The organism is Streptomyces nidicola (assembly GCF_050106155.1).
Taxonomy (GTDB): domain Bacteria; phylum Actinomycetota; class Actinomycetes; order Streptomycetales; family Streptomycetaceae; genus Streptomyces.
The window spans coordinates 7,584,864-7,605,678 of sequence record NZ_JBNBPI010000001.1 but is presented as its reverse complement, the minus strand read 5'-3'; the positions used below and the strand labels follow the sequence as shown (position 1 = coordinate 7,605,678).

The window sequence follows — 20,815 nt, the reverse complement described above, 5'->3', positions numbered from 1 at the left end:
GGGTACCTCTCAGTGCTGCTCGGCGGCGGACCGCTGATGCTTCTTGCTGATCTTGCCGATGCCGGTCTGCGGGAAGGCGTCGACGAATTCGACGAGGTCGGGCACCTTGTACGCGGCCACGCCCCGCTCCCGTACGAACCGTTTCACGGCGACGGACCTCAGGGGTGCGGCGTCCGCGCGCAGGATGACGTAGGCGAGGGAGCGTTCGCCGAGGTAGTCGTCGGGGACGCCGACGACGGAGACGTCGTGCACGGCGGGGTGGGCGAGGAGGATGTTCTCGATCTCCTCCGGGGCGATCTTCTCGCCGCCCCGGTTGATCTGGTCCTTGGCCCGGCCCTCGACGACGAGGTGCCCGGTCGGGGTGCGCCGCACGATGTCGCCGGTGCGGTAGAAGCCGTCGGCGGTGAAGGAGCGGGCGTTGTGCTCGGGGGCGCGCCAGTAGCCGCGGATGGTGTACGGGCCGCGGGTGAGCAGATGCCCGAAGTCACCGTCGGGGACGTCGTGGTCCGCGTCGTCGACGACGCGGACCTCGTCGTCCGGGGAGATCGGCAGCCCCTGCGTGGCGACGACCGTCTCCGGATCATCGTCCAGGCGCGTGTAGTTGACGAGTCCTTCCGCCATGCCGAAGACCTGCATGAGCTTGCAGCCGAGAGCGGGTTCGAGGCGGCGCGCGGCCTGTTCGCTGTACTTGGCGCCACCGACCAGGACGAGTTCCAGGCTCGACAGATCGTGCGCGGTGCCGGCCGCGGAGTCGGTCCAGACGAGGGCGAGCGGCGGGACGAGCCCGGTCATGGTGATCCGCTCGCTCGCGACGAGCGGGAACGCGGACTCCGGGTCGGGCGCGGGCGCGAGCACCACGGTGCCGCCCGCGTACAGCACGCCGAGCCAACCAGGGCTACTCATCGGGTAGTTGTGGGCGGCGGGAAGGACGACGAGGAAGCGGGTGTCGGCGTCGACGCCGCAGATCTCGTTCGAGCCCCACAGCGAGTACATGTAGTCGTCGTGGGTGCGCGGGATGAGCTTGGGCCGCCCGGTGGTGCCACCGGACAGCTGAAGAAACGCGAGCTCGTGCGGCTCCGGCCCGTCCAACTCCACAGGTTCGCACGGCACTTCGGACAGCAGGGTGTGCCCACCGGGATCACCCCCGACCACGAACACGTGCTTCAGCGTCGGGGTCTCGGCCCGCACCTTGCTCGCGAGCACCCGATGGTCGAACCCGGCGTGCCGCTCGGGGATCACGTAGGCGACGGCCTCGGTGAAGGAGCAGAAGTACGAGATCTCGCTCTCGCGGTGCGCGGGCAGCGCGTACACGGGCAGCGCGCCGATGCGGAACAGCGCGAAGACGACCTCGACGAACTCGCCGACGTTCGGCAGCTGGACGACGACGCGGTCACCCTTGCGTATGCCGCGCGCCACGAACCCGGCGGCCAACCGGTCGGCCTGGTCGTCGAGTTGACGGTAGGTCCAGGTGCGTCTGGACGGCGCGGGGTCGACGAGGGCGACACGATCGGGATGCGAGGCGGCACGCTCGCGCAGCACGCCGCCGAAGGTCTCGCCGCGCCAGTACCCGGCGGCTCGATAACGCTCGGCGTACTCGGCGGGCCAGGTGGGTGCGTCGACACCGGGGGTGAGGGGACTGGTCACAGGGTGGCTCCCACGGCGTTCAGGAACGTACGGAACTTGGCACCGGTCTCGGCGGTCTCGGCCTCCGGCGAGGACTCGGCGACGACGCCCGCGCCCGCGAACAGGCGCAGCAGCCGGCCCTCGGCCTCGGCGCAGCGGATGGTGACGACCCACTCGCCGTCGCCGTCCGCGTTCTGCCAGCCGACCATGCCGGTGTAGGCGCCGCGGTCGAACGGCTCGGACTCCGCGATGACTTGGCGGGCGAGGTCGGTCGGGGTGCCGCACACCGCCGGGGTGGGGTGCAGGGCGGAGGCGAGGTCGAGGGCGGTCGTCCGCTCGGGGTCGGCGAGTTCACCGGTCACGGTGGTGGACAGATGCCACATGGCGGCGGTCCGTACGAGGGTGGGCCGGGCGGGGACGTCGATGGTCCGGCAGAACGGGGCGAGGGCGGCCCGCACCGCGTCCACGACGACGGCGTGCTCGTGCAGATCCTTGGCCGATTCCAGCAAGGCGGCGGCGCGCCGCACGTCCTCGGCGAGGTCGGCGGAGCGCGGCGCGGAGCCCGCAAGGGGGTTGGCGGTGAGCGTCGACCCGCTGCGGGAGACGAGGAGTTCGGGGCTCGCGCCGATGAGCGTACGGCCGGGAGCGCTGGGCACGGCGAAGGTGTAACCGGCCGGGTCGCGCCGGGCCAGGCGCCGCAGCATCACGGGGAGGTCCGGGGCCTGCGGGGCGGTCAGTTCGAGGGTCCGGGCGAGCACGACCTTGTCGAACTCACCGGCCTTCATCCGGTCGACGGCCGCGGCGACGGCGGCGCCGTACACCTCCGGCTCCGGGACCTCGCGCACCGCCCAGTCGGCGGCGTCCCCGGCCGACGGCACGGGCAGCGCGATGAGCGGATCCTCACGCAGCGGTGGCGCCCACCGCACGGTCTCCGGTACGGCGAGGGCGGGAGCCGCGTCCGGGGCGAAGGGCAGGGCACCCATCACCACGGGATTCGGATCCCCGGCACTCCGCCGGGCATCGAGCAACGCCCGCACACGGGGGCTCAACGGCCCATCTCTGTGGGGCAGTTCGGCGACGGTACCGCGTCCGAGGAGGGTCCGGTACGGGGTGGCAAGGAAGCGATCGGTGACGGGCGCGTACTCCTCGAGGAGCGCGGTGGCCGACCCGGGCTCGACGAGCTCGGGCACGGGCGCGGAGGCGGACGCGTCGGGACGATTGACCGTGATCGGACCGGTCAGAGACGTGGTCATGGATGTCTCCAAGAGTGGGGGCCTATCAAGCCCGTCCGGCGTTTGAGGACAAAGGGGTCCGGGGCGAAGCCCCGGTTTCGGGAAGGGGCGGGGTGGGGGAAAAAGTCCCCGCTCACCCCCGGAGGGTCGCGCCCCCGTCGACGTACAGGTCCTGCATCGTGATGTGCCGCGCCCTGTCACAAGCAAGGAACGCGACCGCCTCCGCGATGTCCTCGGGATCAGCGATGCGCCCGAGAGGAATACCCGTGCGGTGAGCCACGAGGTCCCCCTCGATGACGGACCGCGCACCAGCCTCCGCGTCACCCCCTGGAGCCGCCTCCCACATGCCACGCTGCATATCGGTGAGCGTCGACCCGGGACAGACGTTGTTGCACCGCACCCCGTACGCGGCAACCTCAAGACCAAGGCATTTGGTGAACATCGCGGTGGCCGCCTTGGACGCGGCGTACGCCGCCATTCCCTGCCGCGGAATCCCGGCGGCGTTGGACGCGACGGTGACGATGCTCCCGGCACCCCGCCCCGTCATCCGCCGCGCGGCGGCACGGGAGACGTGCATGGCACCGTTCGTATTGACGGCGAAACACGCCGCCCAGTCCTCGTCACTGAGGTCGACGACGGCCGAACCCCGCAGAATCCCGGCGACGTTGACAGCGACATCGAGGGGCCCGAGGGCGTCCTCGACATCACCGACGAGCGCCTCCACGGCCCCCGCGTCAGTGACATCGAGGCCCCGGGCGACGACCCGCCCGCCCGCGTAAGGCGCCGCGACCTTCGCGACCGCTTCGGCATCCAGATCCGTGGCGACGACACGCGCTCCGCGCCCGGCGAGCGCGGCGACGACCGCCTCGCCGATCCCCCGGCCCGCCCCCGTGACGAGGGCGAGCCGGCCGGCCAGGTCCTGACCAGTGTCCGAGGACATCACTTGACCAGCGCCCCCTTGATGTCGTCGAGGACGGTCCGCGCCGCCAGCGGGCCGCCCGCGCTGTTCCAGGCGGAACCGTCGACGACGACGACGTGGCCGTCCTTCTCGGCCTTCAACTTGCCGAAGTTGGTGACCTTTTGGGCCTCGCCGTAGGCCTTCTCGCTGTCGGCCTTGGTGCCGAGCGCGCCGAGGAACAGCCAGTCGCCGTCGATGGTCGAGAGCTTCTCCAGGGAGACCGGCTCGCTGTGCCCGGTGCTCGCGCCCTGCTGGTCCTTGGGCCGGCCCATGCCGAGCGCCTCGAGCGTCGAGCCGACGTGCCCCTCGCCCTTGCCGACGACGGAGGGCGCGCCGTCCTGCCAGCGGATGACGGAGACGGAGTTGCCGGCGTTGTCGCCGAGCTTCTTCTTCGTGTCGGCGACCTGCGTGTCGAAGTCGGCGAGCCACTTCTTGGCGTCGGACTTCTTGTTGAGGGCGTCCGCGGTGTCCGTGAAGGCCGTCTTCCAGTTCTCGTTGAGCTTCGCAGTGACGACGGTCGGCGCGATCTCCTGGAGCTTGTCGACGGTCTTCTTCGCGCCGGTCGTCTCGTCGAGGAGGATCAGGTCGGGCTGGAGCGCGGCGAGCTTCTCCATGTCGGCCTCGGCGACGGAGGCGACGACCTGCGCCTTGGACGCCTTGTCGGCGAGGTACGAGGACACGCCCTTCTGGCCGCGGCCCGCGGTGGTGCCGACCGGCTCGACGCCCAGGGCGAGCGCCGCGTCGAGGGTCGGCTCGCTCAGCGCGACGACCTTCTTCGGGTCGCTCGGCACCTTGACCTTTCGGCCCTGGGCGTCGGTGAGCTGCCGCGTCTTCGACGCGGACCCGGCCTTCTCGGCGCCGCCGGCGTCGTCTCCGCTGTCGCTGCCGCAGGCGCTCAGGAGCAGGGCGCCCGTGACGGCGACGGCCGGTATGAGGGCGGCGCGACGGATTCTCGGGGAGGACATGTGCGTTGGGCTCCTTAGGACAATGAGATGAGAGAGGTGATGCGTGGAGGGGGAAGCGGGGGGAAGCGGAGGGGCGCTCTAGGCGGGACCGGCCCCAGGACCCGAATCAGCGCGTCGACGAGAGCGACATGCCAACAGGCGTAGTCATGCCCGCCGTTGAACTCGTTCCGGGTGACCTCGTAGCGGGCAGAGTGCAACGTGTCGTAGAGCGCCCGGCAGTGGTCGACCATCGTGCCCTCGTGCAGGCCCGCGTCGAGGTGGACGGTGATCGGCGCGGGGTCGGTCTCCGCGTACCGGGCGGCGAGCCACGGCACCCCGATGATGTGCTTCTGCACGACGCCCGGCGCCAAGGTCGGCCGCCACCACAACGAGGGCGACTGGGCGACGACATGGCCGAAACGGTCCGGTCGCAGCCGCCCCGCGTGCAGGGCGGCCAGGCCACCGAGGCTCTGTCCCGCGACGACGGTGCGCGCCGGGTCCGTGGCGAGGGGCCAGCGGCCAGCCGCCCACGGCAGCAGCTCGTCCGCGAGGAACTCCACGAAGGGGTCCCGGGCGCCGAGTTCACGGTTCCGGGTGTGCCGGTCGACGGCGTCCGGCGCGAGCACGGCCAGTGGTGGCAGCAGCCCGTCGGCGACCAGTGCGTCGAGGGTGTGCTGGAGGCCCACGCGGCCGAACCACATGTCGCCGTCGCAGAGCACGAGGACGGGCAGCCGTTCCGTGTCACCGCGAGGCCCCGGATGTTCCGTGTCACCGCGAGAAGCCGGGGGCAAGTACACCCATACGTCACGTTCATTCCGTACGTCGGGGTCGCCGCCCAGCGCCGCCGCGCCGATGCTGTGACGTTCCACGCGCCCCTCGGGCACGGCGCCGCGCCGCTCGGTCCACGCCGGTGCGGGGGCCTCGGGCAGGGCGAAGACGGAGTTGTCGCCCGCGCCCCAACGGGTGGGCAGGCGGCGGGGGTTGAGCGGGTCGTGCGCGGCGTGGACGGCGAGGGAGCGCAGCCGCGCCTGGAGCACCTCGGGGTCCTCGGGCGGCTCCTTGGCCGAGACGTCGGCGGCGATCCGGTACGAGGCGCGGTGGTCCGCGCGCAGCCGCAGTCCGAAGTGCCAGATGCCGGTGCCCGGGATCCGCTCCATGAGGGAGCCCGCGAGGTGGGCGCGGTCGCCGAGGTGGCTGACCATGAGCAGCACCTGCCGGGTGGCGCGGTGGCCGCGCCACAGGAAGGTGACCGCCCGGTGGTCGGGCTCACCGTCGAGTTCCTCGACGAACGGCGTGCCGCGGGTGGCGGCCTCCTGCCAGAACTCCTCGGCGATGTGCGCGCGTTGAGCGTCGTCGGCCGCGGCGATGCACTCCTTGAGGCGTGCGACGCGGGCACCGGTGACGCGGTCCGGCCGGTGGTCCGGCAGGGCGGCAACGGACTGGACGCTCATGTCTCCTCTTCCTCCGACTCTTCCTCCGGAAGCGACCTGCGTCCTCCGGGAACGGCCTGCGTCCCCCGGGAACGGCCTGCGCCCCGGAAGCGACCCAGGCTTTTCTGTCGACGTAATTGTTAGCAGATGAAGTTAGGTTAGCCTAAGCTAATCACATGCCCGCAGGAATACGACTCCGCCCCGGCGGAACACAGCAACTCCCGGCCACCGAGCCACGCGGCCGCCCACCCCGCACCGCGGGGCTCGTGATCGGCCTGGTGCTGCTCCTCGCGGCGGCCGCTCTCTCGCTCGCGGTGGGCACGGAACACCTCACGCCCGGCCAGGTCTGGAGCGGGCTCTTCTCGCCGTCCGGCTCCGCAAGCGACAACATCGTTCGTGAACTGCGGCTCCCCCGGACGTTCATCGGCATCGCCGTGGGCGCGGCGCTCGGGCTCGCGGGCGGCGTGATGCAGGTGCTGACCCGCAACCCCCTCGCCGACCCCGGGCTGCTCGGGGTGAACGCGGGCTCGTCGGCCGCCGTCGTCACCGCGATCAGTGTGTTCGGCATCACGTCGTTCACCGGTTATCTGTGGTTCGCGCTGCTCGGCGCCGCCGTCGCCGCCATCGTCGTCAACGCCCTCGGTGGCACCCGGTCGGCGACACCTGTGCGGCTCGCGCTCGCCGGCACGGCCGTCAACGCGGCCCTGTTCGGCTACGTCAACGGGCTTCAGCAGTGGGACCTGAGCACGCTCGACTCGATGCGCTTCTGGTCCGTCGGCACGCTGGAGAAGCGCGACCCCGAACTCCTGCTCAACGCGCTGCCGTTGCTGATCGCCGGTGCGCTCCTCGCGTTCGCGCTCGCCCGGCCGCTCGGCGCCCTCTCGCTCGGCGAGGACCACGCCCGCGCGCTCGGCACCTCGGTGCGGCGCACCCGGGTCCTGTCGATCGTGGCCATCACGCTGCTGTGCGGCAGTGCCACCGCCGTGTGCGGGCCGATCGGCTTCGTCGGCCTGATGATCCCGCACGCGGTCCGCGCGTTCACGGGACCGGATCCCCGCTGGATGCTGCCCTACTGCGCGCTGTTCGCGCCCACCCTGCTGCTCGTGGCGGATGTCATCGGCCGGGTCGTGGTGGCGCCGTCGGAGATCCAGGCGGACATCGTCACGTCGTTCATCGGCGGGCTGATCTTCGTCCACCTCGTACGTCAGCGGAAGGTGGCCCAGCTGTGACCCCCGAGACCCTGGGCCCCCTGAAGCCCCTGAAGCAGGAGGAACCCCGGGCCTTCAAGGCCGAGTTGCGCCGAGGAAGGCTACGGGTCGGCCGGTTCTCGGTCCGCTTCGACCCACGCACGGTGCTCGTCTGCCTGGCGCTGATCGTGGTCACGGCGTTCTTGGTGGTGCTCTCCGTCGGCACGGGCACGTACGAGCTGTCGCCGATGGCGGTGCTGCGGACGTTCGCGGGGAACGGGCCGCCGGGCGCCGAGTTCATCGTGCTCGACCTGCGGCTGCCGCGCGCCGTCGTGGCGGTTCTCGTCGGCTTCGGGACGGGCATGGCGGGCGCCGTCTTCCAGTCGCTCACCCGCAATCCGCTGGGCAGCCCGGACATCATCGGGTTCGGCAACGGCGCGTCGGCGGGCGCGCTCGTCGCCATCGTCTTCCTCGACGCGGGCGCCGCGCAGACCGCGCTCGGCGCGCTCGTCGGCGGCTTCGCCACGGCCATCGCCGTCTATCTGCTGGCCTGGCGCCGGGGTGTGCACGGCTACCGGCTCGTGCTCGTCGGCATCGGGGTCTCCGCGGTGCTCGGGGCTGCGACCAGCTTCCTCTACATCCGCGCCGACATCGGCAAGGCGGCCCAGGCCGCGAGCTGGACGATCGGTTCGCTCAACGACCGGGGCTGGACGGAGGCCAGGACGGCGGCGCTCGGCCTGATCTTCTGCGTCCCCGTGGTCATGGTGTTCGGGCGCCGCCTGACGATGCTGGAGATGGGCGACGACACGGCGGGCGCCCTCGGCGTGCCGCCGGAGCGCAGCCGGCTGATCCTGCTGTGCGCGGGCACGGGCCTGACCGCGATGGCGGTCGCCGCGGCCGGCCCGATCCCGTTCCTCGCCATGGCCTCCCCCCAACTGGCCCGCCGCGTCACCCGCGCCGCGGGGCCGAACGTCCTGCCCGCCGCGTGGATGGGCGCCCTCCTGGTGACGGCGGCCGATCTCCTGACGCAGCGCGTGACCGGCTCGGCGCTGATGCCGGTGGGCGTGGTGACGGGCGTGGCGGGCGGCCTGTTCCTGGCGTGGCTGCTGCTGCGGGAGCGCAGGGAGCACCACGTCTGAGCATGTGTCAGGCGCTTCCCTGTCACACGCTTCCGTGTCACCGATTCTTTGGAAGGCGATACCCGCATGACGTACCCGACCGCGTCGACGGCACCCGAAAGCCCCCGGCTGGCCCGGCTGTTGGGTGAGGTGGCGGCGCAGGGGCCCGCGGCGCTCGACCGGTTCTGGCGCGAACTCGCCCGTACGGGAACGCCGTTGGTCGAACCCGTACCGGGCTTCCCGGGCGTGCGTCTGGTCACGGTGGTGTGGCGCGCCGACCGGCCCGTCGAGGGCGTGTACCTCATGGCCAACCGCGTCACCGACAAGCACCGCGTACGCCACGGGATGATGCGCCGCCTCGACGGCACCGACGTCTGGTACGTCTGCCTGCGGCTGCCGGTGGGCCTCCGCTCCACCTACCGCATTCATCCCTTCGGCGCGGACGATCCCCACATGACGTCCGACGGGCCGCGCGGCGGCACGTTCCGCGCGCTGCCGGACGAGCGCGTGGACCCGCTGAACCGGCACGCGGGCGGGCCGTTCGGTTCCCTGATCGAACTCGACGGGGCGCCGTCACTGGCGCAGTGGCCGACGACGGCAGGACCGCACCCCGGCGAGGCCCTCGACTTCACCGCCGCCGACGGATCCGTGTACCGCGTACGGCGGTTCGTGCCGGACACCGACGAAACCGGCCCCGCGCCGGAGCTGCTCGTCGTGTGCGACGGCGAGCGGTGGTTCGACCGGTACGGCATCGCCACCGCGGTCGGCGCCGCCACGGCGGCAGGCCTGCTCCCGCCGATGGCCGTCGTCGGGATCGAGGCGGGGGCCGATCCGGCGGCGCGGATGCGGCAGCTCGGCGCCGACCCGCGCTTCATCGACACACTGGCCGACGAGCTGTTGCCCGCGGTGACGAGGGACCTGTCCGTCCGGGCCGCGCCCCGGAACACCGTCCTGTGCGGACAGAGCCTCGGCGGGCTGACCGCGCTCGCGGCGGCCCTGCGCCGGCCGGACGCCTTCGGCACGGTGCTCGCCCACTCGGCCTCCACCTGGTGGCGCCCCGGCATGACGACGCGCCCGGAGCGGCCCGCGGAAGGCGTGGACACCTGGCTGTACGAGCAGGCCGCCGCCGCACCGGTCGGCGGCGTCCGCATCCGTATGGACGTCGGCTCCAACGAGGGACAGATGGTCGACGACCTGAGCCGGCTGCACTCCCTGATGGCGGCCCGCGGCTTCGACGTTTCGCTGAACGTCTACACCGGCGGTCACGACTACTCCTGCTGGGCAGCCGCTCTCATCGAGGGGCTCGCGGAGCGGCTCGTGCCCCACGGCGCGGGGCCGTGGGGCACGAGAAGCGGCTGATCAGGACGTCACATCGGTGACCCGCCAGCGCTGGTTGGAACCGGAGTTGGGCTGCCACGTCCCGACGGGCGCGCCCTCGCTCGTGGCCTGCCCGCCGACCTCGATGAGGCGGCCCGTGCCCGCGTTGACGAGGGTGTACGTGCCGTCGCCCGTGCTCGACAGGATCCACTGGGCGGCCGGATCGCGCTCGCCCGTGTCGGGTTCGACGACCGGCGCACCGTCGCGGACGGCCAGCCGCCTGCCGTCGGCGGCGCTGGTGAACACGTGCCGCTTGCGACTCGCGGGTCCTTCGCCACTGATCTGGGCGAGCCGCCACCGCTGCCCGGCCGCGCCCGTGCCCGACCTGATGACGAGCGAGCCACCACTGTCGGCGACGCTGAGGTCCTTGCCGCTCTGGACACCCGTCAGCTCGTAGGTGCGTCCCCGGCGCAGCTCCGCCGCGTCCTTCGCCACCCCGGACACGCCCTTGACCACGAACGTGGTCACCGACTGTGCGGGCACCGTGAAGGTGGCCTTCCGGCCCGTCACCGCGATCGGCTTCCGCTCGCCCAGCTTGCCGTCCGGGCTGGTCACGACCGGGGTGACGGTCGCACCCCGGCGTACGGTCGCGAACCTGGACAGGTCGAGCGTCACCGTGCGGGTGCTCGCGGTGCTGTTGACGTGGACGACGGTGGCGCCGTCGCCGCCGCGCGTGACGGCCGCGGTGCTGTTCGTGTCGTCGGTCTTGATGAGGTGGTCGCCGGGCCGGATGTAGTGGGTGAAGTTCCGGGCGGTGTCGAACTTCGTGTTCGTGTAGACGGGGCAGGTCTCCAGGGTGTCGTCGGGACCCGCGCTGAAGGAGACCTGGACCTCGCCCCAGTTGCCGCCCTTCGCGGACTCGCCGCCGGGCTTCATGTTGTCCCAGTCCTCGACGGGCTGCCAGAACACCCAGGCGGTGGGCTCCAGTTCACGCAGGTCGTCGACGATGTGCTGGGCGAGCCCGAGGCCGGGCCGCATGTCGGTGAAGGACTGCCCGTCGCCCCAGTCGCCCTCGACCTCGCTCATCCACAGCGGCTTGCCCTCGGCCTTGGCGAGGTCACGTACGGAGGTGCGGCCGCCGGTGCCGTACGTGTGGACGTTCATCTGGGCGACGCGGCTCTTCACGTCGGCCGGATAGCTGGTCCAGTTCGTCACGAAGGTCGTAGGGTTGGTCTCGTCCATCGCCGAGACGACGGCTGTCGTCCGTGCCTTCTTCAGCGCGGCGTCCAGCGCGGGCACGATCTTCTGCTGGAGGCCGGGACCGATGTGGCAGCCCTCCTGGCGGCCGCCGGTCGGATTGCCGTCGGCGCCCAACTTGGTATCCCAGTAGTCGGTGTTGGGCTCGTTGCACGGGTCGACGGTCTTCACCTTGATGCCGTGCGCCTTCTCCAGGCGCCGCGTCGCACCGGCGAGGTAGGTGGCGAAGTCGTCGACGGACGCCTCCTTCAGCTGCTCCTTCGACGCGTCGAAGCCGCCGGAGACATAGCCGCTGACCGTCATGAAGTAGGGCGGCGAGTTGGAGAAGGTCTCCCAGTGGGTGATGTCCTTCTTGATCCGGTCCACCCACCAGCGCTGCGTCGCGTCGGCGTCCTCGTTCCAGTGGTCCTCGTTGCCGGGGTCCCACCAGTCGGTGTCGGTGCGGGTGGTGCCCTCGGGCGCCTTCCACCAGCCCTCGACGGCGCCGCCCGCCCTCAAGTAGTCGGGCACGTCGGGGGCGTTGCCGCCGCCGATGTTGTAGCGGGCGATGTTCAGGGCGAGGCCGTCCCGTCCGAAGACGAGGTCGGCGATCCTCTCGCGGATCTCGGCCGGATAGTGCCCGGTGGCGTTCGCGAACCAGACCAGGCTGGTGCCCCAGCCCTCGAACCGGTCGCCCTGGTACGAGGGGTCGGGGGTGACCGTGACCGTCGCCGTGGTGGAGGCGGCGGCGACGAGCTGGGCGGCGGAGATCTGGGTTCCCGCCGCCGCGGCCGTGGCCGCGGCGATGCCGATGAACCGTCTGCGGGTCAAGCGCGCCAACGTGTGCTCCCTACGTCGTTGTGTGAGCGGGGTGTCGGTGGTGCGGTTTCAGGAAGGTGCAGTGGCTCTAGGAGGCGACGGGCTGCCTCAGGACGGCGACCTGACGGGGCGCCAGGACCAGCCCGTCCCCCTCGGCCGCCGGCCCGACCAGTACGTCTCCGGTCAGGCCCGGCAGCGGCACCTGCTCGTCGCTCCGGTTGATCAGGAACACGTAGCGGTGCTCGGAGTCCCGCCGCACGATCTGCTCGACCAACCCCCGCGTCTGCTCCGGGAGTTCACTGCACACACCTGCCGCGGCGAGCAGCTCGGGCAGCAGCACGGTGAGGCCTTCGACGCCGAGGCGGGTGGAGACGTACGCCGCCGAGCCCCGGCCCGTACCGCGTCGCGTGACGGCCGGGCGGGACGCGTACGTACCCGTGCGGTAACCGGCGAGGACCTCGACGTCCGTGCCGGTGACGGAGATCCGGTCGGTCCACAGGCTGCCGGTGGTGCCGTTGTCCAGGTCGACGGTGTCACCGTCGAGGAGCGGCCCGAACTCCTCGATGCGGATACCGAGGACGTCGCGCAGCGCACCGGGGTAGCCGCCGAGCCACACGTGGTCGTTCTCGTCGACGATCGCGGAGAAGTACGTGGTGACGAGGTGGCCGCCACCCTCGACGTACCGGGTCAGCTCCTTGGCGAGCGGCTGCGGCACCACGTGCAGGACGGACGCGATGACGACGTCGTACGCGGACAGGTCGGTGTGGTGCGCTGGCACCACGTCGGCGCGGATACCGAGGCGCAGCAGCGCCGAGTACCAGTCGAGGGCCTCGCGGTGGTAGTCGAGGCGGGAGGTCGGGTGGGAGTCCTGCTCGCTCGTCCACCACGAGTCCCAGTCGAAGAGGATCGCGACGCGCGCGGGTTCGCGCCCGCTTCCGGCGATCGGGGCGAGCGCTTCGAGGGTGTCACCCAACTCGACGACCGAGCGGAAGAGTTCGCTGTCGGCACCGGCGTGCGGGAGCATCGCCGAGTGGTACTTCTCGGCGCCCGCCGCCGACTGCCGCCACTGGAAGAAGCAGACGGCGTCGGCTCCGTGCGCCACGTGCAGCAGCGAGTCCCGCACCAACTCCCCTGGTTTCTTCGGCAGGTTGACGGGCTGCCAGTTCACGGCGCTGGTGGAGTGCTCCATCAGGAACCAGGGCCGGTGGCCCGCGATGCCGCTGGTGAGGTTGGCGGAGAAGGAGAGCTCGTCGCGGTCCTGCGGGCCGGGGATGACGTAGTGGTCGTTGGCGACGAAGTCGACCTCGCCCGCCCAGTCCGCGTAGTCCATGCCCTTGGTGCCGGGCATCACCATGAAGTTGGTGGTGACGGGCGTGTCCGGGGTGAACTCGCGCAGGATCTCGCGCTCGGCCAGCAGATGGTCCTTGAGCGCGTCGGAGGAGAACCGCTTGAAGTCCAGCTGCTGGGTCGGGTTGGGGTGCGAGGCGGCGAGCCGCGGCGGCAGAAGCTGCTCCCAGTCGCTGTAGCGCTGGGACCAGAATGCCGTCCCCCAGGCGTCGTTGAGGGCGTCGAGCGTGGTGTAGCGGCGGCGCAGCCAGACCCGGAAGGCGCGGGCCGCGTCGTCCGAGAAGTCGTAGACGTTGTGGCAGCCCAGCTCGTTGTTGACGTGCCAGGCGACGAGGGCCGGGTGATCGGCGTAGCGGGACGCGAGCTTGCGCACCAGACGCAGCGCGTGCTCGCGGAAGACGGGCGAGGTGGGCCGCCAGTGCTGGCGGGCACCCGGCCACAGTGTCTCGCCGCTCGCGGTCACCGGCAGGATCTCCGGGTGCGCGGCGGTCAGCCACGGCGGCGGCGACGCGGTGGCGGTGGCCAGGTCGACGCCGATGCCGCCCGCGTGCAGCCGGTCCATGATCTCGTCGAGCCAGCCGAAGTCCCAGCTGTCCGCGGTGGGTTGGAGCCGCGCCCAGGAGAAGATGGCGAGGGACACGACGTTCACCCCGGCCTCCCGCATCAGCCGGATGTCGTCCGCCCACACCTCCCGTGACCACTGCTCGGGGTTGTAGTCGGCGCCGTAGCCGAGGCGCCGGCTGCCGTCCGAACTCTTCGGGTACGGGAAACGGGAGGCGAGGGAGGCGGTCATGCACGTCCTTCCAGGAATGCGGGGTGGGGGCCGTTGCGGCTACTTCTCGACGGTGAAGCCCTGCTCGGTGCCGTACTTGGCGGACGCGTCCTGCCAGGACTTGAGCCCGGCGGTGAGCTTGGTCGAGGAGACGTAGGCCTTGCCGACGGTGTCGTTGAAGATCGAGTTGGCGTACACCTGGAACGGCAGGTACTTCCAGTCGGTGGGCACGCTCTTCGCGGACTCGGCGAAGATCTTGTTGGCCTTCTGGCCGCCGAAGTACGGGAACTCGGTGTTCTGGAACGAGGACGAGTTCAGGTCCTTCGTCGTCGCGGGGAACGCGCCGTTCTTGATGCGAGTGCCCACGCCCGCACCGGAGTTGGCGTACTCGACGAAGGCGTAGGCGAGCTCCTTGTTCTTGCCGAGCTCGGGCAGCGCGAGGGAGCTGCCGCCGTTCTCGGAGCTCGCGGTCGCGCCCTTCTCCCACTGCGGCATGGGGGCGACGCGCCAGTCGCCGGAGGCGCCCTTCACGCCGGAGGCGAAGTTGGCGGGCATCCAGGCTCCGGTGGGCAGCGTGGCGATGGTGCCGTCGCCGAGGCCCTTGTACCAGTCGTCGGTCCAGCCGGTGACCGGCGAGACCAGCTTGTCGTCGATCAGCTTCTGCCAGGTGTCGGTGTACTTCTTCGCGCCCGCGTCGGTGAAGTCGATGCCGACCTTGGTGCCGTTCACCTTGTACGGGTGCGAACCGGCCTGCCACAGCAGGCTGGTGGTCAGGCCCGCGTCGCCGACGTCGCTGGTGATGTACGCCTTCGGGTTCGCCTTGTGGAGCTCGCGGGCGGCCTCGACGTACTCGTCCCAGGTCGTCGGGACGGCGATCTTGTACTTGTCGAAGACCTTCTTGTTGTAGAAGAGCGCCATCGGGCCGGAGTCCATGGGCAGTCCGTAGACGCCGTCGCCGGACTTCACCGAGTTCCAGGGCCCCGGCGAGTACGAGTCGGCCAGCTTCTCGGCGCCGTACGCCTTGAGGTCGGTGATCTGCTTCGTCAGGGCGTACTGACCGAGCGCGTAGTACTCGATCTGCGCGACGTCCGGGACGCCCTTCTTCGCCGAGATCGCGTTCGACAGGGCCTTGTACTGGTCGTTATTGGTGCCCGCGTTGACCAGCTTGATGTCGACCTTCGGGTACTTCTTCTCGAAGTCGGCGGCGACCTGCTTCAGGGTGGGCTCCCACGCCCACACCGTGACGGTGCCGCCCTTCTTCAGGGCCGACTTGATGTCGGCCGAACCGACCTTCTTGTCACCGGAGTCACCGTCGTCGGAGCCGCCGCAGGCGGTGGCCCCGAGGGCGAGGGCGCAGAGGAGACCTATGCCGCGCAGGACGCGGCGGGAGTGCTGGGGCATGGCGATGGCTTCCACTTCTTCGTGGTCCTACAGAGGGTGTGCGAGGGGTGAACCGCCGTGCCGCGCCTACTCCTTGACGCTTCCGGCGGAGAGACCCGACTGCCAGTACTTCTGGAGCAGCAGGAACGCGGCGATCAGCGGCACGATGGTGAGCAGCGAACCGGTGAGCACGAGATGGGGGATGGCCTCACCGCCGGCCGTCTGCGCCTGCTTGTTCCAGGAGTCGAGGCCGAGCGTGAGCGGGTACCAGTCGGGGTCCTTCAGCATGATCAGCGGCAGGAAGTAGTTGTTCCAGGTCGCGACCGTGGTGAAGAGCAGGACGGTGACGGTGCCGGGCGCGAGCAGCGGCAGCGCGACCGTGAAGAAGGTGCGCAGCTCGCTCGCGCCGTCGATCCGGGCCGCCTCCATCAGTTCGGTGGGGATCGCCTCGGTGGCGAACACCCACATCAGATAGAGCCCGAAGGGCGAGATCAGCGACGGGATGATGACCGCCCACGGGGTGTCGGTGAGCCCCATCTTGCTGAACATCAGGAAGGTCGGGACCGCGAGCGCCGTGCCCGGCACCGCGACCGCCCCGATGACGACGGCGAACACGGCACGCTTGCCGGGGAAGGCGAACTTGGCGAGCGCATACCCGCCGAGGACCGCCAGGAAGGTGGCCCCGCCCGCGCCCACCACCACGTACAGAAGGGTGTTGAGGAGCCAGCGGCCGAAGACGCCGTCCTGGTACGTGAAGGTCGCGGCGATGTTGTGCCAGAGGTCGAAGTCCGAGTCGAACCACAGGCCGAACGAACGGGCAAGGCCCTGCTGGGACTTGGTGGCGCTGATCAGGAGCCAGACCAGCGGCAGCAGGCTGTAGACGAGGACGACTCCGGTGAGCACGGTCAGCAGGACGCTGCGCCGGGGACGCCCCGCGGTGCGCCGCCGGACGGTGCGCAGGCGCGGGGCGGTGGACTTGAGCGATGCGGTCGGCCGTACGGGCCCGGTGGTGGTGGTCATCGCGCTCACGCTCCCTTGCGCATGCCGCGCAGCTGGACCACGTAGGCGACGATCATCGTGATCACGCCCATGACGATGGCGACCGTCGCGGAGTAGTTCTGCTGCTGCCCCGCGAAGGACAGCGAGTACGTGTAGTAGTTCGGGGTGTAGTCGGTGGTGATCGCGTTCGGCGCGAGCTTCTGGAGGATGGCGGGCTCGTTGAAGAGCTGGAAGCTGCCGATGATCGAGAAGATCGTGGCGATGACGAGGGCGCCGCGGATCGCCGGGAGCTTGATGGCCGTGATGACGCGCCACTGTCCGGCCCCGTCGATCTCGGCCGCCTCGTACAGGGAGTGCGGTACGACGCGCAGCGCGGCGAAGAAGATGAGCATGTTGTAACCGACGAACTCCCAGGTCACGATGTTGCCGAGGGAGGCGAGAACCAGGTCGGCGGAGAGCGGGTCGGGCAGCTTCGTGCCGAACGCGTCGTTGAGGTCGCCGACCAGGCCGTAGCGGGTGCCGTACATGAAGCCCCACATGAGGGTCGCGACGACGGCGGGGACCGCGTAGGGCAGGAAGACGGTGATCCGGAAGAAGTCCTTGCCGTAGAGGCGGCCGCTGTCGATCGCGAGGGCGACGAGCAGGGCGATGCCCAGCATGATCGGCACCTGGACCAGCAGGAACAGCCCGACGCGGAGGACTCCCTCCCAGAACTGGCCGTCTTGGAGCGCCTGTTGGTAGTTGTCCAGGCCCACGAAGGTGGTGCCGCCGATGAGTTGTGTACGGAACAGGCTCAGATAGACCGAGTAGGCGAGCGGCGCGAGGAAGACCAGGGCGAAGACGAGCACGAAGGGGCCGATGAACCCCCAGCCCGTCCATGAGCGGCGCCTCCTCAAGGCGACCGGCGGTTGCAGCGTGGTCATCTCGCGCCCCTCACTCGTCCATGCGTCCAGCCGTGCGTCCAGCCATGTGTCACGCGTCCTGATGTTTGCGTAAACATCCCTGGGTACGAGGGACCCCACGGCTGTTATGTTTGCGTAAACATTCGGTGGCGGCATGTCTACACTGCCCCGAGGAGCACGGTCAAGAGTCGGTGAGGGACACGGTGACAACCAAGGAGAGCGGCCCGCAGCGCGGCAGGCGCCGTACACAGAACGCGTCGATGGCCGACGTCGCCCGGGTCGCGGGCGTCTCGTCCCAGACGGTCTCCCGCGTCTCGAACGGCTTCCCCGGCGTCAACGAGGAGACGCGCGAGCGGGTCCGCGCCGCGATGAAGCAACTCGGCTACCGGCCCAACAGCGCGGCGCGCGCGCTGAAGCGGGGCGACTTCCGCACCATCGGCGTCATCACGTTCACGCTGTCCACGACGGGCAACATGCGCACGCTCGAGGCCATCGCCACCTCCGCCGCGCAGGAGGGCTACGCGGTCACGCTGCTGCCGGTCGCGGTGCCCACGCAGGACGAGGTGCGCGGCGCGTTCTCACGCCTGGGCGAGCTGGCGGTGGACGCGGTCATCGTCATCATGGAGGTCCATCTGCTCGACTCGGCGCGGCTGTCGCTGCCGCCGCACGTGAAGGTCGTGGTCGCCGACTCCGACGCCGGCGACCGCTACGCGGTGGTGGACACGGACCAGGCGGGCGGCACCCGCGACGCGGTGCGCCACCTCCTCGACCTCGGCCACCGCACGGTCTGGCACCTTGCGGGCCCCTCCGAGTCGTACGCGGCACAGCGCCGAACGGACGCCTGGCGCACGGCACTTGAGGCCGCGGGCCGCGCCGTGCCGCCGCCGGTACGGGGCGACTGGTCGGCCGAGTCCGGCTACCGCGCGGGCCTGCGCCTCGCCGAACAGGCCGACTGCACCGCGGTGTTCGCGGCGAACGACCAGATGGCGCTCGGCCTGCTGCGGGCCCTGGACGAGCGCGGCCGCAAGGTCCCCGAGGACGTCTCGGTCATCGGCTTCGACGACATACCCGACTCGGGCTCGTACCAGCCCCCGCTCACCACGGTCCACCAGGACTTCGCCGAGGTCGGCCGCCGGTGCGTGGAGAGCGCGCTGCGCCAGGTCCGGGAGAGCGAGGCGGAGCGGGGGACGACGTTGGTGCCGACGAGGTTGGTGGTGCGGGAGAGCACGGGGGCGGCGCGGCGGGGGTGAGCGGGGGCCAAGGGGTGACCCACCGCGGAGGATGAGCCGCGGCGAAGAAGCGACCCACCGCGAGGGGGCGGGGCGTCAGACCGCGACGCCGAGGCGCTCCACCACGACGGCGCCCGGCAGTTCGGCCAGGGCCTTGCCCGGGACGATCAGCTTGCCGCGGCGGGTGCCGCTGCCGATGAGGACGTGCGGGAGATCGACGACGGCGGCGTCCACGAGGACCGGCCAGCCGTCGGGCAGGCCGATCGGGGTGATGCCGCCGTACTCCATGCCGGACTCGCCGGTCGCGGTGTCCATCGGGGCGAACGAGGCCTTGCGGGCGCCGAGTTGGCGCCGCACCACGCCATTGACGTCGAGCTTCGCCGCGGACGGGACGACGCAGGCCGCGAGCGTGGTCTCGCCGCCGCGCTTGCCCGCGACGACGACACAGTTCGCGGAGGCGGCGAGCAGCTCGGGGCCGTAGTGCTCGACGAACGTCGCGGTGTCGGCCCACTCGGGGTCGGTGTCGACGTGGATCAGGTCCTGCGCGGGCACGGTGCCGCGCCAGTCGCGTACGGCGTCGGCGACGGGCCGGGTGAGCAGGTCGAGGGCCTCGGGGGCGGCGAGTACGTGGTCGAAGGTGCCGATGGGTGCGCGCATGGCGGCACGCTAACAGCCGCCGCGCGTCCGGCACCCGGGTGTCTCAGCGTACGAAAGGCACCGATACGGCCATGATCATCTCGACGTCCTCGGTCCCGTCGTTTCGGTAGGAGTGCGCGGTGCCGGCCTCGAACGAGACGCTCGCCCCCGCGGGCACCGCGTGCGGGGTGCCGCCCACGACGAGGGTCAGCTCGCCCGCCGTGACATGGACCAGCTCGATGGTGCCCTGCGGGTGCGGGTCGGAGTCGCTGCCGTCACCGGGCACGAGCCGCCAGTCCCACATCTCCAGCGGCCCCTGGGACTCGGTCCCGGCGAGCAGCCGGTTGTAGCTGCCTGCGTCCGTGTGCCACAGGCGTACGGCCTGGTCCTCCGTCACGATCCGGACGTTGGGGCCCTGTTCGTAGTCGAGCAGCGTGGTGATGCTGACGCCGAGGGCGTCGCCGATCTTGACGACGGTGCCGATGCTGGGGTTCGTGCGGGCCTGCTCGATCTGGATGAGCATGCCGCGACTGACGGCCGCGCGGGCGGCGAGCGCGTCGAGGGTGAAGCCGCGCTCGGACCGCCAGTGCTTGACGTTGCGCGCGAGCGCCTGGTTCAGGAGATCGAGATCCGCCACGTTCCGTCCAGGGTCGGGGCCTGAGCCCTTCGGCCCTTCGGGGCCTTGGGCCAATATTTTAGATGACAGCGTTCAGTTCATTGAACTACGGTGTGGTGCACCACAGCGTCCAGCAAACTGTACTGCGAGGTCCGGCATGACAGCACTCTTCGCCCTGGCCACGAGCCTCATGTGGGGCCTGGCCGACTTCGGCGGCGGGCTGCTGACGCGACGCATCCCGGCGCTCACGGTAGTGGTCGTCTCGCAGGTGATCGCCGTGGTCGTGCTCGGAGTGATCGTGGTCGCCACGGGTGCCTTCTCGGAAGCGGGACCGCAGTTGTGGTTCGCCGTCGCCGCGGGGCTCGTCGGGCCCGTCGCCATGCTCGCCTTCTACAAGGCGCTCGCCCTCGGGCCGATGGGCGTCGTCTCGCCGCTCGGCTCGCTCGGCGTCGCCGTGCCGGTCGGCGTCGGGTTGGTGCTCGGAGAGCGGCCCGGGCTCCCGCAGTTCGCGGGCATCCTGGTCGCGGTCGCGGGCGTGGTCCTCGCGGGCGGTCCTCAGTTCAGGGGCGCGCCGGTGCAGCGGCAGGCGGTGCTGCTCACGCTGCTGGCGGCGTTCGGCTTCGGCGCGGTGATGGCGCTGATCGCGGAGGCGTCGACCACGGTCACCGGGCTCTTCCTCGCACTGTTCGTGCAGCGGGTGACGAATGTCGTGGCGGGCGGGAGTGCGTTGTACGTGTCCGCGAAGCGGGGTGGGCGGGTGCTGCCGGAGGAGGGGGGATGGCGGGTCGTCCGGGGCTCGTTGGTCGCGCTCGGCTTGGTGGGGTTGGCGGATGTGGCGGCCAACGGAACGTATGCGCTGGCCGCGCAGGAGGGGCCGGTCACCGTGGCGGCGGTGCTTGCGTCCTTGTACCCGGTGGTTACGGCACTGGCCGCGCGCGGCGTCCTCAGCGAACGGCTCCGCGGGGTGCAGGCGGCGGGCGCGGGGCTCGCGCTGGTGGGAACGGTGCTGTTGGCGACGGGCTGACGTTCGCCGGGGGCGGTTACGCGTACGGGGTGCCTGGACCGGCACC

At 71.0% G+C, this 20,815-nt stretch carries 17 protein-coding genes; 5 read left to right on the top strand and 12 right to left on the bottom strand.

Going from position 1 to position 20,815, the window contains the following annotated elements; all coding sequences use genetic code 11:
- Positions 1 to 9: 9 nt before the first annotated feature.
- The 5 genes from ACOKM3_RS34370 to fes form a co-directional block, all read right to left on the bottom strand.
- Entirely contained in the window at positions 10 to 1,644 is a 1,635-nt protein-coding gene (locus ACOKM3_RS34370; protein ID WP_426905127.1) for a (2,3-dihydroxybenzoyl)adenylate synthase, read from the bottom strand.
- Positions 1,641 to 2,876 carry an isochorismate synthase gene (locus ACOKM3_RS34365; protein WP_426905126.1) on the bottom strand — a complete coding sequence of 412 codons (1,236 nt, stop codon included), beginning with the start codon at positions 2,874 to 2,876 and terminating at the stop codon, positions 1,641 to 1,643. The genes ACOKM3_RS34370 and ACOKM3_RS34365 overlap by 4 nt, the downstream gene beginning before the upstream one ends.
- Positions 2,877 to 2,988: 112 nt before the next feature.
- On the bottom strand, positions 2,989 to 3,795 hold the full coding sequence (locus tag ACOKM3_RS34360) for a 2,3-dihydro-2,3-dihydroxybenzoate dehydrogenase (RefSeq protein WP_426905125.1): 807 nt from the start codon (positions 3,793 to 3,795) through the stop codon (positions 2,989 to 2,991).
- A complete protein-coding gene (locus tag ACOKM3_RS34355; protein WP_426905124.1) occupies positions 3,795 to 4,778 on the bottom strand; it encodes an ABC transporter substrate-binding protein in 984 nt (327 codons plus the stop codon). Before ACOKM3_RS34355 ends, ACOKM3_RS34360 begins: the two co-directional genes overlap by 1 nt.
- Positions 4,779 to 4,792: 14 nt before the next feature.
- On the bottom strand, positions 4,793 to 6,208 hold the full coding sequence (fes, locus tag ACOKM3_RS34350) for an enterochelin esterase (protein WP_426905123.1): 1,416 nt from the start codon (positions 6,206 to 6,208) through the stop codon (positions 4,793 to 4,795).
- Positions 6,209 to 6,363: 155 nt separating this feature from the next.
- Here fes and ACOKM3_RS34345 point away from each other — a divergent pair, with 155 nt between their 5' ends.
- The 3 genes from ACOKM3_RS34345 to ACOKM3_RS34335 all read left to right on the top strand — a co-directional run bounded on the left by ACOKM3_RS34345 (position 6,364) and on the right by ACOKM3_RS34335 (position 9,851).
- Positions 6,364 to 7,416, top strand: coding sequence for a FecCD family ABC transporter permease (locus ACOKM3_RS34345; protein WP_426905122.1), 1,053 nt, complete (start codon positions 6,364 to 6,366; stop codon positions 7,414 to 7,416).
- On the top strand, positions 7,413 to 8,513 hold the full coding sequence (locus ACOKM3_RS34340; RefSeq protein WP_426905121.1) for a FecCD family ABC transporter permease: 1,101 nt from the start codon (positions 7,413 to 7,415) through the stop codon (positions 8,511 to 8,513). Before ACOKM3_RS34345 ends, ACOKM3_RS34340 begins: the two co-directional genes overlap by 4 nt.
- A 66-nt stretch (positions 8,514 to 8,579) precedes the next feature.
- The gene (locus tag ACOKM3_RS34335; protein ID WP_426905120.1) at positions 8,580 to 9,851 is read left to right on the top strand and encodes an alpha/beta hydrolase-fold protein; all 1,272 of its coding nucleotides are present in this window, start codon (positions 8,580 to 8,582) and stop codon (positions 9,849 to 9,851) included.
- Here the strand turns inward: ACOKM3_RS34335 and ACOKM3_RS34330 are convergent, their stop codons facing one another.
- The 5 genes from ACOKM3_RS34330 to ACOKM3_RS34310 all read right to left on the bottom strand — a co-directional run bounded on the left by ACOKM3_RS34330 (position 9,852) and on the right by ACOKM3_RS34310 (position 17,285).
- A complete protein-coding gene (locus tag ACOKM3_RS34330) occupies positions 9,852 to 11,885 on the bottom strand; it encodes an RICIN domain-containing protein (RefSeq protein ID WP_426905119.1) in 2,034 nt (677 codons plus the stop codon). It abuts the gene before it with no gap.
- 67 nt (positions 11,886 to 11,952) lie between these two features.
- The gene (locus ACOKM3_RS34325; RefSeq protein ID WP_426905118.1) at positions 11,953 to 14,004 is read right to left on the bottom strand and encodes a beta-galactosidase; all 2,052 of its coding nucleotides are present in this window, start codon (positions 14,002 to 14,004) and stop codon (positions 11,953 to 11,955) included.
- 39 nt (positions 14,005 to 14,043) lie between these two features.
- Positions 14,044 to 15,384: an ABC transporter substrate-binding protein gene (locus ACOKM3_RS34320; RefSeq protein ID WP_426905117.1), complete on the bottom strand. Its 1,341-nt coding sequence runs from the start codon at positions 15,382 to 15,384 to the stop codon at positions 14,044 to 14,046.
- A gap of 66 nt (positions 15,385 to 15,450) precedes the next feature.
- Positions 15,451 to 16,383, bottom strand: coding sequence for a carbohydrate ABC transporter permease (locus tag ACOKM3_RS34315; RefSeq protein ID WP_426905116.1), 933 nt, complete (start codon positions 16,381 to 16,383; stop codon positions 15,451 to 15,453).
- A gap of 5 nt (positions 16,384 to 16,388) precedes the next feature.
- Positions 16,389 to 17,285, bottom strand: a complete 897-nt coding sequence (locus tag ACOKM3_RS34310) for a carbohydrate ABC transporter permease (protein ID WP_426905115.1) — start codon at positions 17,283 to 17,285, stop codon at positions 16,389 to 16,391.
- A 239-nt stretch (positions 17,286 to 17,524) separates the two neighbouring features.
- On the opposite strand from ACOKM3_RS34310, the gene ACOKM3_RS34305 reads away from it, so the two are divergent.
- Positions 17,525 to 18,514: a LacI family DNA-binding transcriptional regulator gene (locus ACOKM3_RS34305; RefSeq protein ID WP_426906970.1), complete on the top strand. Its 990-nt coding sequence runs from the start codon at positions 17,525 to 17,527 to the stop codon at positions 18,512 to 18,514.
- A 75-nt stretch (positions 18,515 to 18,589) separates the two neighbouring features.
- On the opposite strand, the gene ACOKM3_RS34300 is transcribed toward ACOKM3_RS34305, so the two are convergent.
- Both ACOKM3_RS34300 and ACOKM3_RS34295 read right to left on the bottom strand, forming a co-directional pair.
- Positions 18,590 to 19,150, bottom strand: coding sequence for a YbaK/EbsC family protein (locus ACOKM3_RS34300; protein WP_426905114.1), 561 nt, complete (start codon positions 19,148 to 19,150; stop codon positions 18,590 to 18,592).
- 43 nt (positions 19,151 to 19,193) lie between these two features.
- Positions 19,194 to 19,766, bottom strand: coding sequence for a helix-turn-helix domain-containing protein (locus ACOKM3_RS34295; RefSeq protein WP_426905113.1), 573 nt, complete (start codon positions 19,764 to 19,766; stop codon positions 19,194 to 19,196).
- A 136-nt stretch (positions 19,767 to 19,902) separates the two neighbouring features.
- On the opposite strand from ACOKM3_RS34295, the gene ACOKM3_RS34290 reads away from it, so the two are divergent.
- On the top strand, positions 19,903 to 20,769 hold the full coding sequence (locus ACOKM3_RS34290; protein ID WP_426905112.1) for an EamA family transporter: 867 nt from the start codon (positions 19,903 to 19,905) through the stop codon (positions 20,767 to 20,769).
- Positions 20,770 to 20,815 lie beyond the last annotated feature (46 nt).

Coding starts and splice junctions, on each gene's coding strand:
- ACOKM3_RS34365 (WP_426905126.1), bottom strand. CDS start 2,876: ATGACCACGTCTCTGACCGGTCCGATCACGGTCAATCGTCCCGACGCG.
- ACOKM3_RS34360 (WP_426905125.1), bottom strand. CDS start 3,795: ATGTCCTCGGACACTGGTCAGGACCTGGCCGGCCGGCTCGCCCTCGTC.
- ACOKM3_RS34355 (WP_426905124.1), bottom strand. CDS start 4,778: ATGTCCTCCCCGAGAATCCGTCGCGCCGCCCTCATACCGGCCGTCGCC.
- fes (WP_426905123.1), bottom strand. CDS start 6,208: ATGAGCGTCCAGTCCGTTGCCGCCCTGCCGGACCACCGGCCGGACCGC.
- ACOKM3_RS34345 (WP_426905122.1), top strand. CDS start 6,364: ATGCCCGCAGGAATACGACTCCGCCCCGGCGGAACACAGCAACTCCCG.
- ACOKM3_RS34335 (WP_426905120.1), top strand. CDS start 8,580: ATGACGTACCCGACCGCGTCGACGGCACCCGAAAGCCCCCGGCTGGCC.
- ACOKM3_RS34325 (WP_426905118.1), bottom strand. CDS start 14,004: ATGACCGCCTCCCTCGCCTCCCGTTTCCCGTACCCGAAGAGTTCGGAC.
- ACOKM3_RS34320 (WP_426905117.1), bottom strand. CDS start 15,384: ATGCCCCAGCACTCCCGCCGCGTCCTGCGCGGCATAGGTCTCCTCTGC.
- ACOKM3_RS34315 (WP_426905116.1), bottom strand. CDS start 16,383: ATGACCACCACCACCGGGCCCGTACGGCCGACCGCATCGCTCAAGTCC.
- ACOKM3_RS34310 (WP_426905115.1), bottom strand. CDS start 17,285: ATGACCACGCTGCAACCGCCGGTCGCCTTGAGGAGGCGCCGCTCATGG.
- ACOKM3_RS34305 (WP_426906970.1), top strand. CDS start 17,525: ATGGCCGACGTCGCCCGGGTCGCGGGCGTCTCGTCCCAGACGGTCTCC.
- ACOKM3_RS34300 (WP_426905114.1), bottom strand. CDS start 19,150: ATGCGCGCACCCATCGGCACCTTCGACCACGTACTCGCCGCCCCCGAG.
- ACOKM3_RS34290 (WP_426905112.1), top strand. CDS start 19,903: ATGACAGCACTCTTCGCCCTGGCCACGAGCCTCATGTGGGGCCTGGCC.